General features: G+C 63.4%; 15 protein-coding genes. 8 read left to right on the forward strand and 7 right to left on the reverse strand.

Annotated features, from left to right (window positions below; genetic code table 11):
- Positions 1-19: 19 nt before the first annotated feature.
- On the reverse strand, positions 20-1,231 hold the full coding sequence (locus ACE3TQ_RS15510) for an arabinose transporter (protein WP_374583182.1): 1,212 nt from the start codon (positions 1,229-1,231) through the stop codon (positions 20-22).
- A gap of 112 nt (positions 1,232-1,343) precedes the next feature.
- On the opposite strand from ACE3TQ_RS15510, the gene ACE3TQ_RS15515 reads away from it, so the two are divergent.
- The 6 genes from ACE3TQ_RS15515 to ACE3TQ_RS15540 all read left to right on the forward strand — a co-directional run bounded on the left by ACE3TQ_RS15515 (position 1,344) and on the right by ACE3TQ_RS15540 (position 7,963).
- On the forward strand, positions 1,344-1,958 hold the full coding sequence (locus tag ACE3TQ_RS15515) for a TetR/AcrR family transcriptional regulator (RefSeq protein WP_374583183.1): 615 nt from the start codon (positions 1,344-1,346) through the stop codon (positions 1,956-1,958).
- Positions 1,959-2,094: 136 nt separating this feature from the next.
- Positions 2,095-4,947 (forward strand): excinuclease ABC subunit UvrA, encoded by a 2,853-nt coding sequence (gene uvrA, locus ACE3TQ_RS15520; protein ID WP_374583184.1) that lies wholly within the window; start codon positions 2,095-2,097, stop codon positions 4,945-4,947.
- An 83-nt stretch (positions 4,948-5,030) separates the two neighbouring features.
- Positions 5,031-5,318, forward strand: a complete 288-nt coding sequence (locus ACE3TQ_RS15525; RefSeq protein ID WP_374583185.1) for a hypothetical protein — start codon at positions 5,031-5,033, stop codon at positions 5,316-5,318.
- Entirely contained in the window at positions 5,315-5,992 is a 678-nt protein-coding gene (locus tag ACE3TQ_RS15530; RefSeq protein WP_374583186.1) for an SDR family oxidoreductase, read from the forward strand. Before ACE3TQ_RS15525 ends, ACE3TQ_RS15530 begins: the two co-directional genes overlap by 4 nt.
- Positions 5,989-7,287: a class I adenylate-forming enzyme family protein gene (locus tag ACE3TQ_RS15535; protein ID WP_374583187.1), complete on the forward strand. Its 1,299-nt coding sequence runs from the start codon at positions 5,989-5,991 to the stop codon at positions 7,285-7,287. The genes ACE3TQ_RS15530 and ACE3TQ_RS15535 overlap by 4 nt, the downstream gene beginning before the upstream one ends.
- 1 nt (position 7,288) lies before the next feature.
- Entirely contained in the window at positions 7,289-7,963 is a 675-nt protein-coding gene (locus ACE3TQ_RS15540; RefSeq protein ID WP_374583188.1) for a hypothetical protein, read from the forward strand.
- On the opposite strand, the gene ACE3TQ_RS15545 is transcribed toward ACE3TQ_RS15540, so the two are convergent.
- The 4 genes from ACE3TQ_RS15545 to ACE3TQ_RS15560 all read right to left on the reverse strand — a co-directional run bounded on the left by ACE3TQ_RS15545 (position 7,960) and on the right by ACE3TQ_RS15560 (position 10,379).
- A complete protein-coding gene (locus ACE3TQ_RS15545) occupies positions 7,960-8,565 on the reverse strand; it encodes a 2-hydroxychromene-2-carboxylate isomerase (protein ID WP_374583189.1) in 606 nt (201 codons plus the stop codon). The genes ACE3TQ_RS15540 and ACE3TQ_RS15545 overlap by 4 nt on opposite strands.
- Positions 8,566-8,765: 200 nt before the next feature.
- Entirely contained in the window at positions 8,766-9,383 is a 618-nt protein-coding gene (locus ACE3TQ_RS15550; RefSeq protein WP_374583190.1) for a TetR/AcrR family transcriptional regulator, read from the reverse strand.
- Positions 9,384-9,423: 40 nt separating this feature from the next.
- On the reverse strand, positions 9,424-9,912 hold the full coding sequence (locus ACE3TQ_RS15555) for a GNAT family N-acetyltransferase (RefSeq protein WP_374583191.1): 489 nt from the start codon (positions 9,910-9,912) through the stop codon (positions 9,424-9,426).
- A gap of 20 nt (positions 9,913-9,932) precedes the next feature.
- Positions 9,933-10,379: a GNAT family N-acetyltransferase gene (locus ACE3TQ_RS15560; protein WP_374583192.1), complete on the reverse strand. Its 447-nt coding sequence runs from the start codon at positions 10,377-10,379 to the stop codon at positions 9,933-9,935.
- A gap of 476 nt (positions 10,380-10,855) precedes the next feature.
- Between ACE3TQ_RS15560 and ACE3TQ_RS15565 the strand changes: the two genes are divergently transcribed.
- Positions 10,856-11,572, forward strand: a complete 717-nt coding sequence (locus tag ACE3TQ_RS15565; protein WP_374583193.1) for a DUF6624 domain-containing protein — start codon at positions 10,856-10,858, stop codon at positions 11,570-11,572.
- 3 nt (positions 11,573-11,575) lie between these two features.
- On the opposite strand, the gene ACE3TQ_RS15570 is transcribed toward ACE3TQ_RS15565, so the two are convergent.
- Complete coding sequence (locus ACE3TQ_RS15570; RefSeq protein WP_374583194.1) at positions 11,576-11,719, reverse strand: hypothetical protein; 144 nt, start codon at positions 11,717-11,719, stop codon at positions 11,576-11,578.
- A gap of 3 nt (positions 11,720-11,722) precedes the next feature.
- Entirely contained in the window at positions 11,723-12,931 is a 1,209-nt protein-coding gene (locus ACE3TQ_RS15575) for an RtcB family protein (RefSeq protein WP_374583195.1), read from the reverse strand.
- Positions 12,932-13,262: 331 nt separating this feature from the next.
- Between ACE3TQ_RS15575 and ACE3TQ_RS15580 the strand changes: the two genes are divergently transcribed.
- On the forward strand, positions 13,263-13,973 hold the full coding sequence (locus ACE3TQ_RS15580) for a PEP-CTERM sorting domain-containing protein (protein WP_374583196.1): 711 nt from the start codon (positions 13,263-13,265) through the stop codon (positions 13,971-13,973).
- The last annotated feature ends 40 nt before the right edge of the window (positions 13,974-14,013 follow it).

The raw sequence follows: 14,013 nt of genomic DNA on the forward strand, positions 1-14,013 counted from the left end.
ATTTCTGAAAGATTCCTGTTCAAGCCGCGCTGGGCGGCTGCAACAGGCGGATGGCAATCAACAGGGCGCCCGACACCGCCGCGCAGCCGGCCAGGTAGACCGCACTGACGCCGTGGGCGCCGGCCAAGGCGCCGGCCAGCGGGCTGGTCAGGCCGAGCGAGATGTCCAGGAAGGCGACATAGGCGCCCATCGCCGCGCCGCGGCTTTGCGGCGGGGTGCGCTTGACCGCTTCCACGCCAAAGCCGGGGAAGGCCAGCGAGTAGCCGAAGCCGGTCAGGGCGGCGCCGGCGTAGGCCAGCATCGGCGACGGCGCTTGCCAGATGCACAGCTGGCCGATCACCTCGATCAGCACGCACACCAGGGCGACGCGGGCGCCGCCGATCTTGTCCGGCAGATGGCCGAACAGCAGGCGGGCGCCGATGAAGGCCGCGCCGAAGGCGCTGAAGGCGAGCGCAGGGCTGCCCCATCCCTTGCCGGCGAACAGCAGCGAGATGAAGGCGGTGATCACGCCGAAGCCGACGCTGGAGAGCGCCAGGCCCATTCCCGGCAACCAGACCGCGCCCAGCACCTTGTAGAACGGGATGCGGCGCATGGCGGCCGGCGCCAGGCCGGCGGTCTTCGCCAGCAGCAGCATGGCCAGGGCGGGCGCCAGCATGCCGGCCAGCGCGATACCCTGGAAGCCGTACTGGCGGTAGAGCGCCATCCCGGCCGGCGCACCGGCGGCATAGGCGCCATACATGGCGATGCCGACCCAGGCCATGACCTTGCCGGCGTTTTGCGGGCCGACCAGGCCGACGCCCCAGCTCAGGGCGCCAGTTACGATCAGGCTCTCGGCGCAGCCCAGCAGGACGCGGCCGGCGACCAGCACCGCCACCGACGTCGCGGGCTGGTTCGCCACCGCCAGCGAAGCCAGGTAGACCAAGGCGGCGCCGACGGCCAGCACGAAGCCGGTCATCACGGCCAGTTTGGCGCCGCGGGTGTCGCACAGGCCGCCGGCCCAGGCGCGGGTCAGCAGGGCGGCCGCGAACTGGGCGCCGGCCACCACGCCGACCGTGAAGGTGCTCTGGCCGAGGTGGCCATGCACGTGCAGCGGCAGCACCGGCAGGGCGATGCCGATGGCCATGAAGCTGGCGAACACCGCCAGCACGATAGGGAAAATCCTCGGTACCACATTGGCAGCCTGGGGGGCGGCTGCCGCGGCCGGGGTGGCAAAATCTTTAGGCGGGCTCATGTAAAATCTTTCAAAGTTCACAATAGAATTAGCGAAGGCGAGCAATTGCTCACAAACAGACAAAATTCTAAAATTAACAACCCACCCCGAAAACTCGCATTAGGAATCCCGCATGCTGGACATCCCCCGCCCCCGCAAAGTCCCACGGCAAGCGCGCTCCAAGAACACCGTTGAGATCATCCTGGAAGCGACGGCTCGCGTTTTTGCCGAGCATGGCTATGCCGGCACCAACACCAACCTTATCGCCGAGAAGGCCGGCATCAGCGTCGGCTCGCTTTACCAGTACTTCCAGAACAAGGACGCGCTGATCGCGGCGCTGCACCAGCGCCATGCCGAACAGATGCAGGAAACCGTGGAAGCGGTCCTGTCCAAGCCCAATGAGCCGACCCTGGCCGGCCACATCGGCGCCATGGTGCGGGCCCTGCTGGCCGCCCACCTGCTGGAACCGGACTTGCATAAGATGCTGGAGCTGCAATTCCCGTACTTCGATGCGCCGCAGTCGGAGAATGAAGCCGACAAGGGCATCTTCACGCGGGTGCGCTCGCTGCTGGGCGAGTGGCGCAACGAGATCGTGCCGCGCGACCTCGACCTGGCCACCTGGGTGATACTGCACATCATGGAATCCATGGTGCATGCGGCCGTGATCGATGCGCCGCACTTCGAGATGGCCGACATCGAGTCATCCATCACCGATGCCGTAATGGGCTACCTGACTTACCGCCCGTGAAGCGGCAACCGATACGTGCTTGCCGGAATACTGGTATTATGTACAGTATTTGATGACCGGGTTTGAGATAGCTCAAACCCGGCGTAAGAATTTATTCCCAGCTATAGTATCGGGCTGACCCGAAAGGCATACACGCATGGAAGAAATCCGCATCCGCGGTGCACGCACGCACAACCTGAAAAATATCAACCTCGACCTGCCGCGCAACAAGCTGATCGTGATCACCGGCTTGTCCGGCTCCGGCAAGTCCTCGCTGGCGTTCGACACCCTGTATGCGGAAGGCCAGCGCCGTTACGTGGAATCGCTGTCGGCCTACGCGCGCCAGTTCCTGCAGCTGATGGAAAAGCCGGACGTCGACATGATCGAAGGCCTGTCGCCCGCCATCTCGATCGAGCAAAAGGCAACCTCGCACAACCCGCGCTCGACCGTGGGCACGGTGACCGAGATCCACGACTACCTGCGCCTGCTGTACGCCCGCGTCGGCACCCCTTACTGCATCAACCACCCGGACCACGCGCTGGCCGCGCAGTCGGTGTCGCAGATGGTGGATGCCGTGCTGGCCATGCCCGAGGGCACCAAGCTGATGATCATGGCGCCGGTGGTGGCCAACCGCAAGGGCGAACACGTCGACCTGTTCGAGGCCATGCAGGCGCAGGGCTTCGTGCGCTTCCGCGTGCAGAGCGGCACGCACGAGGCCAAAATCTATGAAGTGGACGACCTGCCCAAGCTGAAGAAAACCGAGAAGCACACCATCGACGTGGTGATCGACCGCGTCAAGGTGAATGCCGACATCAAGCAGCGCCTGGCCGAATCGTTCGAAACCGCGCTGCGCCTGGCCGACGGCCGCGCCGTCGCCTACGAGATGGATACCGGCGCCGAGCATGTGTATTCCAACAAGTTCGCCTGCACCACCTGCGGCTACTCGCTGCAGGAGCTGGAGCCGCGCCTGTTCTCCTTCAATAACCCGATGGGCGCCTGCCCGGAGTGCGATGGCCTGGGCCATATCGAATTCTTCGACCCGCGCCGCATCGTCGCCTTCCCCAACCTGTCGCTGGCTTCCGGCGCGGTGAAGGGCTGGGACCGCCGCAACCAGTTCTACTACTCGATGCTGGCCGCGCTGGCGGCCTACTACGACTTCGACCTGGATACGCCGTTCGAGCAGCTGCCGGCCAAGGCGCAGGACGTGGTGCTGCACGGCTCGGGCAAGACCGCCATCCCGTTCACTTATATGAATGAACGCGGCAAGGCGGTGGTCAAGGAACACACCTTCGAGGGCATCGTCAACAACCTGCAGCGCCGCTACCGCGAAACCGATTCGATGGCGGTGAAGGAGGAGCTGGCCAAGTTCATCAACGAGAAGAAGTGCCCGAGCTGCGAAGGCGCGCGCCTGCGCGTGGAGGCGCGCCATGTGAAGATCGGCAGCGGCAAGCAGGAACGCGCGATCTACCAGATCGCCGACAAGCCGCTGCGCGACACCCTGTCCTACTTCGAGCAGCTGAAGCTGAAGGGCGCGAAGAAGGACATCGCCGACCGCGTGATCAAGGAAATCGTCTCGCGCCTGACCTTCCTGAACAATGTGGGCCTGGACTACCTGTCGCTGGAACGCAGCGCCGACACGCTGTCCGGTGGCGAAGCGCAGCGCATCCGCCTGGCGTCGCAGATCGGCTCCGGCCTGACCGGCGTGATGTACGTGCTGGACGAGCCGTCCATCGGCCTGCACCAGCGCGACAACGACCGCCTGATCGACACCCTGAAGCACCTGCGCGATATCGGCAACTCGGTGCTGGTGGTGGAGCACGATGAAGACGCGATCCGCACCGCCGACTACATCGTCGACATGGGCAAGGGTGCCGGCGTGCACGGCGGCGACGTGATCGCCGCCGGCCCGCTGAAGGACATCCTGAAATCGAAGGAGTCGCTGACCGCGCAATACCTGAGCGGCAAGCTGGGTATCGCGGTGCCGAAGAAGCGCCATGTGGCCGACCCGCAGCGCCAGCTGACCATCACCGGCGCCACCGGCAACAACCTGAAGAAAGTGACCCTGAACCTGCCGGTCGGCCTGATGACTTGCGTGACGGGCGTCTCCGGCTCGGGCAAATCGACCCTGGTCAACGACACCCTGTACCCGGCCCTGTCGCGCCACCTGTTCGGTTCCCAGACCGAGCCGGCGCCGCATGAATCGATCAGCGGCCTGGAACACTTCGACAAGGTGATTTCGGTCGACCAGGCGCCGATCGGCCGCACCCCGCGTTCCAACCCGGCCACCTATACCGGCCTGTTCACGCCGATCCGCGACCTGTTCGCCACCGTGCCGGTGGCCAAGGAGCGCGGCTACTCGGCCGGCCGCTTCTCGTTCAACGTCAAGGGCGGCCGCTGCGAAGCCTGCCAGGGCGACGGCGTGATCAAGGTTGAAATGCACTTCCTGCCGGACGTGTACGTGCCGTGCGACGTGTGCCACGGCAAGCGCTATAACCGCGAAACGCTGGAAGTGCACTACAAGGGCAAGAGCATCACCGAAGTGCTGGACATGACGGTGGAAGACGCGCACGAATTCTTCAAGGCGGTGCCGGTCATCGCGCGCAAGCTGCAAACCCTGCTCGACGTGGGCCTGGGCTATATCAAGTTGGGGCAGAGCGCCACCACCCTGTCCGGCGGCGAGGCGCAGCGCGTCAAGCTGTCGCTGGAACTGTCCAAGCGCGACACCGGCCGCACCCTGTATATCCTGGACGAGCCGACCACCGGCCTGCACTTCCACGATATCGACCTGCTGCTGAAAGTGATCCACCGCCTGCGCGACCACGGCAACACCCTGGTGATCATCGAGCACAACCTCGATGTGATCAAGACCGCCGACTGGATCGTCGACCTGGGTCCCGAAGGCGGCGCCGGCGGCGGCCAGATCATCGCCAGCGGCACACCGGAAGAAGTGGCGGCCAACCCGGCCAGCGTCACCGGCAAATACCTTGGTCCATTGCTGAAGAAGAAATAAGGGACCCCACGGGGGGCCGCGTTGTACAAATGCGCGGCCCACAAGTAGAATTCAAAGCGAATTCTCCCCATTAAGGAACCCCTATGTCGTCCACTGACCAGCTCAAAGCGGAAGTCTTTGCCCAAATCTCCCACCTGCTCGAAGACAAGAGCATCGTGATCACGGACGATATGGCGCTCATCGGCGGCGACAGCGTGCTCGATTCCATGAAACTGGTGGAACTCTGCCTGGCGCTGGAAGACAAGGCTTCGGAGCTGGGCTTTGAATTCGACTGGACCTCGGAAGCGGCCATGTCGCGCTCGCGCAGCATGTTCCGCACGGCCGGCTCGCTGGCGGCGGAATTCCTGAGCCAGATGGAAGCCCGGAAATGATCGTCGTCACCGGCGCTAGCAAAGGGCTAGGCAGGGCCATCTGCGACCGCCTGGCCGCCAGCAATGTGCCGGTGTTCGGCCTGGCGCGCAATGTCGACGGCCTGCCCTTCGACGCCATGGCCTGCGACGTTTCCTCTTACGACGACGTCAAAGCCGTGACCCAGCACCTGAAGAAGGACGGGCGCACCATCACCGGCCTGGTGAACGCCGCCGGCATCGCCTCCATGAACCTGGCGGTGACCACCCCGTCCAGCACGGCGCAGAAGATCATCAACACCAACCTGCTCGGCACCATCTACTGCTGCCAGCTGGTGGCGCCGCTGATGCTGCGCCATAAACAGGGCTCCATCATCAATTTCTCGACCATCGCCGTGGCCCTGGGCCTGAAAGGCGAGTCGATCTACGCCGCCTCGAAGGCCGGCGTGGAAGGCTTTACCCGCGCCTTCGCGCGCGAGATGGCCGATTTCAACGTCAAGGTGAACTGCATCGCGCCGGGACCGATCGATACCAGCCTGCTCAAGGGCATCACCAGCAAGCAGATCGAGAACATCGTCGCGCAGCAGATCATTCCCAAGCAATTTACCAAAGAGGCGGTGGCGGACCTGGTGGAGATGTTGCTGGACCCGCGCAGCCATTCGATTTCTGGCCAGGTGTTACACGTCGGAGGAGCATGATGAAGCTCTTGGAAAAGCTGTCGAGTATCTGGAGTGGCGTTGACTATCCCTTCCTGATCCATGCAGGCCAGGAGCTTTACTTCTCGGACGTGACGGCGCAGGCGCCGGTCGACCTGTCGGCCATCCGGCAGGGCGACGTGGTCGCCATCATCGGCGACTTCAACCCGGCCTCCATCCTCACCCTGCTGCAGCTGATCGACCTCGGCGTGATCGTGGTGCCGCTGACGGTGGAGACGACGCACGAACACGAGTACTTCTTCGAATCGGCCCACGTCGATGTGGTGGTGAACGGCAACCAGGTAACGCGCCGCAGCCACGCCGGCCAGCATGAGCTGATCGATGGCCTGCGCCGCCTGGGGCACGCCGGCCTGGTGCTGTTCTCGACCGGCACCACCGGCCGCCCGAAAGCCATCCTGCACGACCTGACCCTGTTCCTGAAGCGCTTTGAGACGCCGCGTCCGACCCTGCGCACCATCAATTTCCTGCTGTTCGACCATATCGGCGGCATCAACACCCTGCTGCACACCCTGTTCAACAAGGGCGTGGTGATCGCGCCCGAATCGCGCACGGTGGAATCGATCCTGGCCACCTGCGCCAGGTACGACGTGGAAGTGCTGCCGACCACGCCGACCTTCCTGCGCATGATGCTGATGAGCGGCGCGGTGCCGGACAAGGTGCCGCCCTGCCTGAAGGTTGTCACCTACGGCACCGAACGCATGGACCAGCCGACCCTGGACGAGTTGTGCCGCCTGCTGCCGGACGTCGATTTCCGCCAGACCTTCGGCATGTCCGAGCTGGGCATCGTGCGCGTGAAGTCCGAGGCGCGCGACAGCCTGTACATGAAAGTCGGCGGCGAAGGCGTGGAAACCAAGGTGGTGGACAACGTCCTGAAAATCCGCTCCTCCTCGCGCATGCTGGGCTACCTGAACGCGCCCTCGCCGTTCGACGCGGAAGGCTGGTACGACACCAAGGACGTGGTGGACGTGAAGGACGGCTACTACAAGGTGACGGGCCGGGTCAGCGACGTGATCAACGTCGGCGGCCTGAAATTCATGGCGTCGGAAGTGGAGCGCGTGGCGCTGACCTTCCCCAGCGTGTCACTGGTCAAGGCCACCGCCCGCCCCAACCCGATCACCGGCCAGCACGTGGAACTGATGGTGCAGCCCACCGCCGAAGGCGCGGTCGACAAGGATGCGCTGATGGCCTTCCTGAAAGACAAGCTGCAGCCGCATATGGTGCCGAAGCGGATCCGCGTTGAGAACGTGGCCGTGGGCCACCGCTTCAAGAAGGCATGACATGACTTACCAGACCCTGATCCGCCAGATGAAGGCGGCCACCTTCGCCGAGGCCGCACAGCTGGCCATCCCCGTCACCAGCGCGCAGGGCAAGACGGTCGGCAAACTGGTGCCGGTGGGCGAATGGATCCTGGACGACCGCGAGAAGATTGAACTGATCAGCGGCTGGCGCAAGCGCGCCATGCGCATGTTCCTGACCCAGTTCGAATCGACCTACGAAAAGGCCCACGGCTACCTGAAGAACCTGTCGGTGGCGCAGGAAAACCGCCTGCTGTTCCTGATGTACGACGACGCCGGACGTTTCGTCGGCCATATGGGCCTGGCCGACGTAAACGGCGCAAGCGGCGAGCTGGATAACTTCATGCGCGGCGTGGACGGCGGCAACCCGAACCTGGTGTTCCTGGCCGAACTGGCCCTGCTGCACTGGGCCTTCGGCACGCTGGGCCTGCAGCAAAGCGTGGTCAGCGTGCTGTCGTATAACTGGCTGACCGTGCAGCTGCACGAAGAAGTCGGCTTCACCGTGACCGAGAACCTGCCGCTCAAAAAGAGCGAAACCGATGGCGTGGTCACCCACGCCACCTGCAGCGCCGCCGAAGCCAACGTCAAGTATTCGTACACCAGGCTGGCACTGCAAAAGTCCGACTTCTACGCGAAGTTCGCCTGGCTGCAGCGTTAAGCCGCGCGGCGCGCCGCCGCCAGCCAGCGCTCCAGCTGCGGGAAGCGGTCGTAGCCCCAGAACGGTTCGCCGTCGGCCAGCACGAAGGGCACGCCGAACACCCCTTGCGCCAGCGCGTCCTCATTGGCCTGCTTAAACTGCGCCTTGATGGCCGGGTCTTCGATGCCGGCCAGGAAGGCCGAGCCATCGATGCCCTGCCCTTCCGCAATCCCCAGCAGGACCGCCTTGTCGGCAATATCCACCCCGTCCGCGTAATAGGCCTGGAAGCAGGTGCGGGCAAACGACACCGCCGCCTGGTCGCCGTGCACGGCGCGCACCCACAGCATGGCGCGGCCTGGCGCCACCAGCATTTGCGGGAAGGCGCTGGACGGGTTGAAGGGGATCGCCTCCTCCTGCGCGGTGCGCTCCATATCGCGCTGCACATAGCGCCACTTGGACGGCACCAGCGGCGACGGCAGCACCTTCGTCACTTCCGTCAACGCCGGCAGCAGCACCGGGTGCCAGCGCACGGTGGCGCCGTTGGCCGCTGCCAGCCATTCGATGCGGCGCGCAGCGAAGTAGGAATAGCCGGAAGCAAAATCAAAATAGAAATCGAGGACCATGTCCGCTCCTTAATAGTTTTCGCCAAAGTCGCTGTTGTTCTTCGGCAGTCCGCGCAGGATGCCCCATAGGCTGCTATGGCTCATGAAATAAATCCCCACAGGCAGCAACAAAAGTAAGTAGCGCATTTTCCACTCCATTTCGCACACCCGTGCGAATTACGGTTAAAAAAAGGCCGCAGGCAAGCCGCGGCAACCCAAAGTCACAAATCGTTAAAGCTCTTGTACGTCGAAATCAGGCGGTTGAAGGCGCGCCGCGCGTGGCGCGGCGACTGCACATCGTGCAGGAAGCGGGCGTCGTGCAGCAGGCCCACCACCAGGCTGTTAATCTCGAACACCAGCTGTTCAGGATCGGTATCCGGCCGCAGCTGGCCGGCTTCCATCGCCTGCAGCACGGTCTTGCGCAGCGAGGCGCGCCAGGCCAGCACGCCTTGCGCCAGGCGGTCGCGCACCGTGCTGCCCTCGAAATCGTCGAACTCGAAAGCACCGGCGGTGTACAGGCAGGTGGTGCGCAGGCCCTCGTCCGCCGCGCGCTCGAACCAGGCCGAAACCTGGGAGATCAGGCGCGGCAGGCCGCGCGGCAGCGCCAGCGAGGGCATGAACACTTCGGCTGCGAAGCGGCGGTCATACTCGTCCAGCACGGCGCACTGCAGCTGCTCCAGCGAACCGACGCGTGAAAACACCCCGCTCTTGCTGATGCCGGTACGCTTGGCGACTTCGCCCAGCGACAGTTTGCCGATCCCCTCCGCCGCCGCGATTTCCATGGCGGCGTCGAGGATGGTGGCGAAAGTCGCTTCGCTTTTGGCGGTCAGGGTGTCCATGGGCTGAACTTTAGCACACCTGTGCGAAATAGCAAGCGGTTCAATACGGGTCCGGCGTCCAGACGGCGTACATCTCGCCGTCGTCCTCCACCCCGGCTTCGACGAAGCCGCAGGCAGCGTACAGCTCGCGCGCCACCGCGTTGCCCGGCTGGTAGCTGGTCCAGATGCGCAGCATATCGCCATGCTTGCCGATTTCGGCCAGCGCCAGCTCGACCGCGCGGCGGCCGTGGCCGCGGCCCTGGTGGCGGCGGTCCACCATCAGGTGGTAGATCGCATAGTCGCCCGGCTCGTCCTCGGCGCCGGGCGCGGCGTACATCAGGAAGCCGACCACGCCGTCCTTGTCGGCGATCGCGCGGCACTGGTAGTTCGGGTGGAAGCTGGCCTGGGCGATCGCGTACAGGGTGCTGGCGGCATGGTCCTGCTGGTGCTCATGCAGCTCCAGTTCCGCGATGTTGGCGAAATTCTCCTTGGTGACCAGGTGCAGGTTGGTCGTGATCCACTTCTTCAGGAAGCGTTGGTATGGTCTCATTGTGGACTCCTTCTTCTTCGTTATTGCTCAAGAACGGCATTCATCTCGCCGTCCTCGTCGATTTCCGTTTCGACGAAACCGAGGCTGGCGTACAGGTCGCGCGCCAGCGCGTTGTCAGGCTTGTAGCTGATCCAGATCTTGCGCACGCCGCCGCGCGCGCGGATTTCCGCCAGCGCCAGCTGCAGGGCGCGCCGGCCGTAGCCCTTGCCCTGCTGGTGGTAGTCGACCATCAGGCGCCATACGCCGAATTCAGCGGGATAGCCTTCGCCCGCCAGGTCGACATACATCAGGAAGCCGACCAGCTGTTCGCCGGCATAGATGGCGCGGGTATGCATGTGCGGGTAGAAGCTGGCCTGCGCTATCGAATACGAGTTGCTGGCAACGTAATCGCACTGGTGGTCCAGCAGACGCAAGTCGGTCACGTCGTCGAAGTTATGCCGCGTGACGGCTTTCAGTTGAATCTCCATGATTCATCTCCTCATTGCGCCGGGACCGAAAAAACAAAAACCCCGGCAAGTTTCCTTACCGGGGTCTTGTTGCGGGACGTCCGGCTCGGGGGTGGCAGTTCGCCAGCAGCCCCGAGCGCACGCGCATCGGGGCTATCTGGTGTTCTTAAACTTGATAGCCGTACGTGGCATGGTCGTCCTTTCTGAAATTGGGTTAATGAAAATCAATGAGCGTCGATTCTGCGCTCTTCAGGAATGTAGTGTCAAGAAAAACTTTGTATAAAAATTCACTCAGCCCTGCATGCACGCATTACGCCGCAGGCGCTTGCCGTTGACCGTGTTCAGCACGCGGTAGCGCTGCCCGGCGCTGTCGCCCAACGCCAATGCGGCTTCCTGGCAATTGCGCAGCTTGTCGTGGCTGCCGCTCCAGCCGCGCCCGCATTGTCACGGTACCCATCCGTGCTCCACCTTCCGCCGCGCTTTGCTACTGTTTGTCCATGCGAATCCTCGACAAAATCGCCCCGGCCGTGCTGGCGGTTGCGAGCTGGTCGGCCATGGCCGCCGAGCCCAGCCGGATCAGCGTGCACACCCTGGCGGGCGGCAAGGAAGTCGCACGCATCATGCTGCCCATCGGCCAGCAGCACAGCGTGCAGGTCGAAGCCAACCAGGTCGAGCAGGAGCGCGGCGGCATCACCCATGCGCGCGGCAATGTGCGGGTGACCATCCGCAGCGGCGGCGCCACCACCGCTGTAGTGGGCGACGAAGTCATCGTCCGGCGCAAAGTACTCGACGCGCGCGAACTGGCCGCCATCCGCGCGCTGGAAGCGATGGGCGCGCCCGGCAAGCGCGACGCCGCACGCGACCGCAAGGAACTGGCGCGGCTCAAAACCATCATTGCTGCGCACGGCTGGCCCGGCCTGCGCTTTGCCGGCCCGGAACTGGCGGCCAACGCCTTCACCGTGCTGATGCGCACGCCGCCGCGCGAGATGGAAGCCCTGCTGCCCGCCCTGCGCGAGGCCCAGGCGCAGAACGATGTGCCGGGCGCCCAGCTGGCGCAGGCCGAAGACCGCCTGCTGGTGGCGAAAGGCCTGCCGCAGCGCTACGGCACCCAGCTCGCCAGCGGCAAGCCCGTCATCATCGAAGACGAGGGCGCGCTCGACATCCGGCGCAAGATGCTGGGCCTGCCGGCCATGCCGACCAGCTCCGGCCAATAGCGCCTAGTCGTCCCAGCGCTGGCGCGCCAGCTGCTGCTTCTGCACCTGGCGCGACGGTTCGCTGCGCTTGTGGCTGCCCGCCCTGCGCTGCCGCGCCAGCACCACCAGCGGGTTGCGCGGTTTCGGTAGTTTGATCGTTACTTTCATTGCTTATCCTTTCACGCACACGACTTGTTTCAGCGTGTGCACAATCTCGACCAGGTCGGACTGGTGCGCCATGACCTCGTCAATGTCTTTGTAGGCGGCAGGGATTTCATCCACCACGCCACCGTCCTTGCGGCATTCAATGCCTTGCGTCTGTTCGGCCAGGTCGAAGCGGTTGAACTTGCGTTTCGCCTCGCTGCGGCTCATGCGGCGGCCGGCACCGTGCGAGCAGGAACAGAACGATTGCTCGTTGCCCTTGCCGCGCACGATGTAGCTGCGCGCGCCCATGCTGCCGGGGATGATGCCCAGCTCGCCCTCGCGCGCCGAGATCGCCCCTTTGCGCGTGACGTACAGCTTGTGGCCGAAGTGCGCTTCCTGCGCCACGTAGTTGTGGTGGCAGTTGATCGCTTCCCCGTCCAGCCTGAAGGGCGGCACGTGCGGCTCCAGCGCTGCCACCACGCGGCGCATCATTTCGCGCCGGTTCAGCATGGCGTAGTCCTGCGCCCAGTCGACCGCTTCCACGTAATCGTCGAACAGCTCCGAGCCCTCGCTGAAGTAGGACAAGTCGCGGTCCGGCAAGTTCACCTTGTGCCGCATCATTTCCTTGCGCGCGGCGGAGATGAAATAGCGCCCGATCACGTTGCCGATGCCGCGCGAGCCCGAGTGCAGCATGATCCAGACGCGCTGCTCCTCATCGATGCACAGTTCGATGAAGTGGTTGCCGCCGCCCAGCGTGCCGAGCTGGCAGATCCAGGTTTGCGCGAACTTTTGCTGCATCTTCATGATGCCCTTGTGGCGCGCCACGATGCGGTCGAGGCGGTCGTTCAGCGGGCGGCCCGCGCGCGCATGGGCCGAGCCGCGCACCTTGTCGTAGGCATGCTGCTCGAAACCGACCGGCACCATCGCTTCGATCGCGCTGCGCACGCGCGCCAGGTTGTCCGGCAGCTGGCCGGCGGTCAGGGTGGTGCGCACGGCGTTCATGCCGCAGCCAATATCGACCCCGACCGCGGCCGGAATAATGGCGCCGCGCGTCGGGATCACGCTGCCCACCGTGGCGCCGATGCCGGAGTGGACGTCAGGCATGGCCGCCACGTGCGGATGCACGATGGGCAGGCTGGAAATGTTCAGCAGTTGCTGGATAGCCGAATGATCGATGTCATCGGTATAGATGTGCACAGGCACCAGGCCTTTGTGCAGGCTTTGTTTGATTGGCATAACGTCTTTCGTTATGCCGGGGCTTGGGAAACAAAAACCCCGGCGAGTTTCCTGGCCGGGGTTCGTGTTGGAAGAACGACCGGCTCGGGTGGCAAGAGTGCCGGCCCCGAGCGCGTGCGCTGGGGGCTATCGATGTTGCTGCGATGTGATAGCCGTACGTGGCATGGTCGTCCTTTCGTGAATTCTCGTTAATAAAAAACTACTGAGCGCGATTCTGCACTTTAGGGACATTCAGTGTCAAGGTGGGATAGTCAATAAATGAAATTGCCTATTTAACAATTAAACTTCGCAAATATGATACTCTTGTTCATTTAGAACAATATTTACCCATATGAACTGCTTATCCAAACTCATCGGCGCTGCGGCTTTGCTATTCGCTGCAGGAACTTCGACTGCCGCGACCATTTCCATCAAAGGCACGATGGATTTGCAAACCAGTGGCTGGTTCGACCTCTTCGTTTCGTACTCGAGCACCACCCCTCTGCAGCAACCCCTGTTGTTCCAAACTGGCGACCAGGTGGAATTCGATTTCACATTTGCCGGAAACAAGGCGATTCGCTTCACCGAGGTTGAAGACGCAAGGATATTCGGGGTGGGGGTTTCATTCAAGAAACTGAATGGTGACAGCCTGACACCAAGTGATGATGGTGTCCCAGTGGTAGTTTCGAATCGCAACATTACCCTTACGGGCGTCCGGAAATTGTGGCCTGGTGCAGACAACTCCGGCACGCATGCACTGGGTTTTGGTGCGCCGCCGGAAGCGCTCCAGAACGTGAGCATCCGTTCGCTTGATCACTTTGGCTTGGCTGACGGTCAAAGCCTGGATTTCACCGGCTTCAAAGGCTACTTCACGATTGATGACCTCGGTGGGCCTCCGAGCTTTGCAGAAGTAGTTAACTTCGACATTGGCGGCCCGACCCGGGAGTTGAAACTGGTCGACGCCGGTACTCCTGGCACCGCCGTACCTGAACCAGCCACTATGCTGCTGAGTGGGATCGGCTTAATTGCTCTTGGCGCCACCCTGCGCCGCCGCCGAAAGTAAAGCAATAAAAAAGCGCGCCAACGGCGCGCTTTTTTTCGGT

The sequence above is a fragment of the Pseudoduganella sp. genome, assembly GCF_041914865.1.
In the GTDB taxonomy this organism is placed as follows: Bacteria; Pseudomonadota; Gammaproteobacteria; order Burkholderiales; family Burkholderiaceae_D; genus Rugamonas.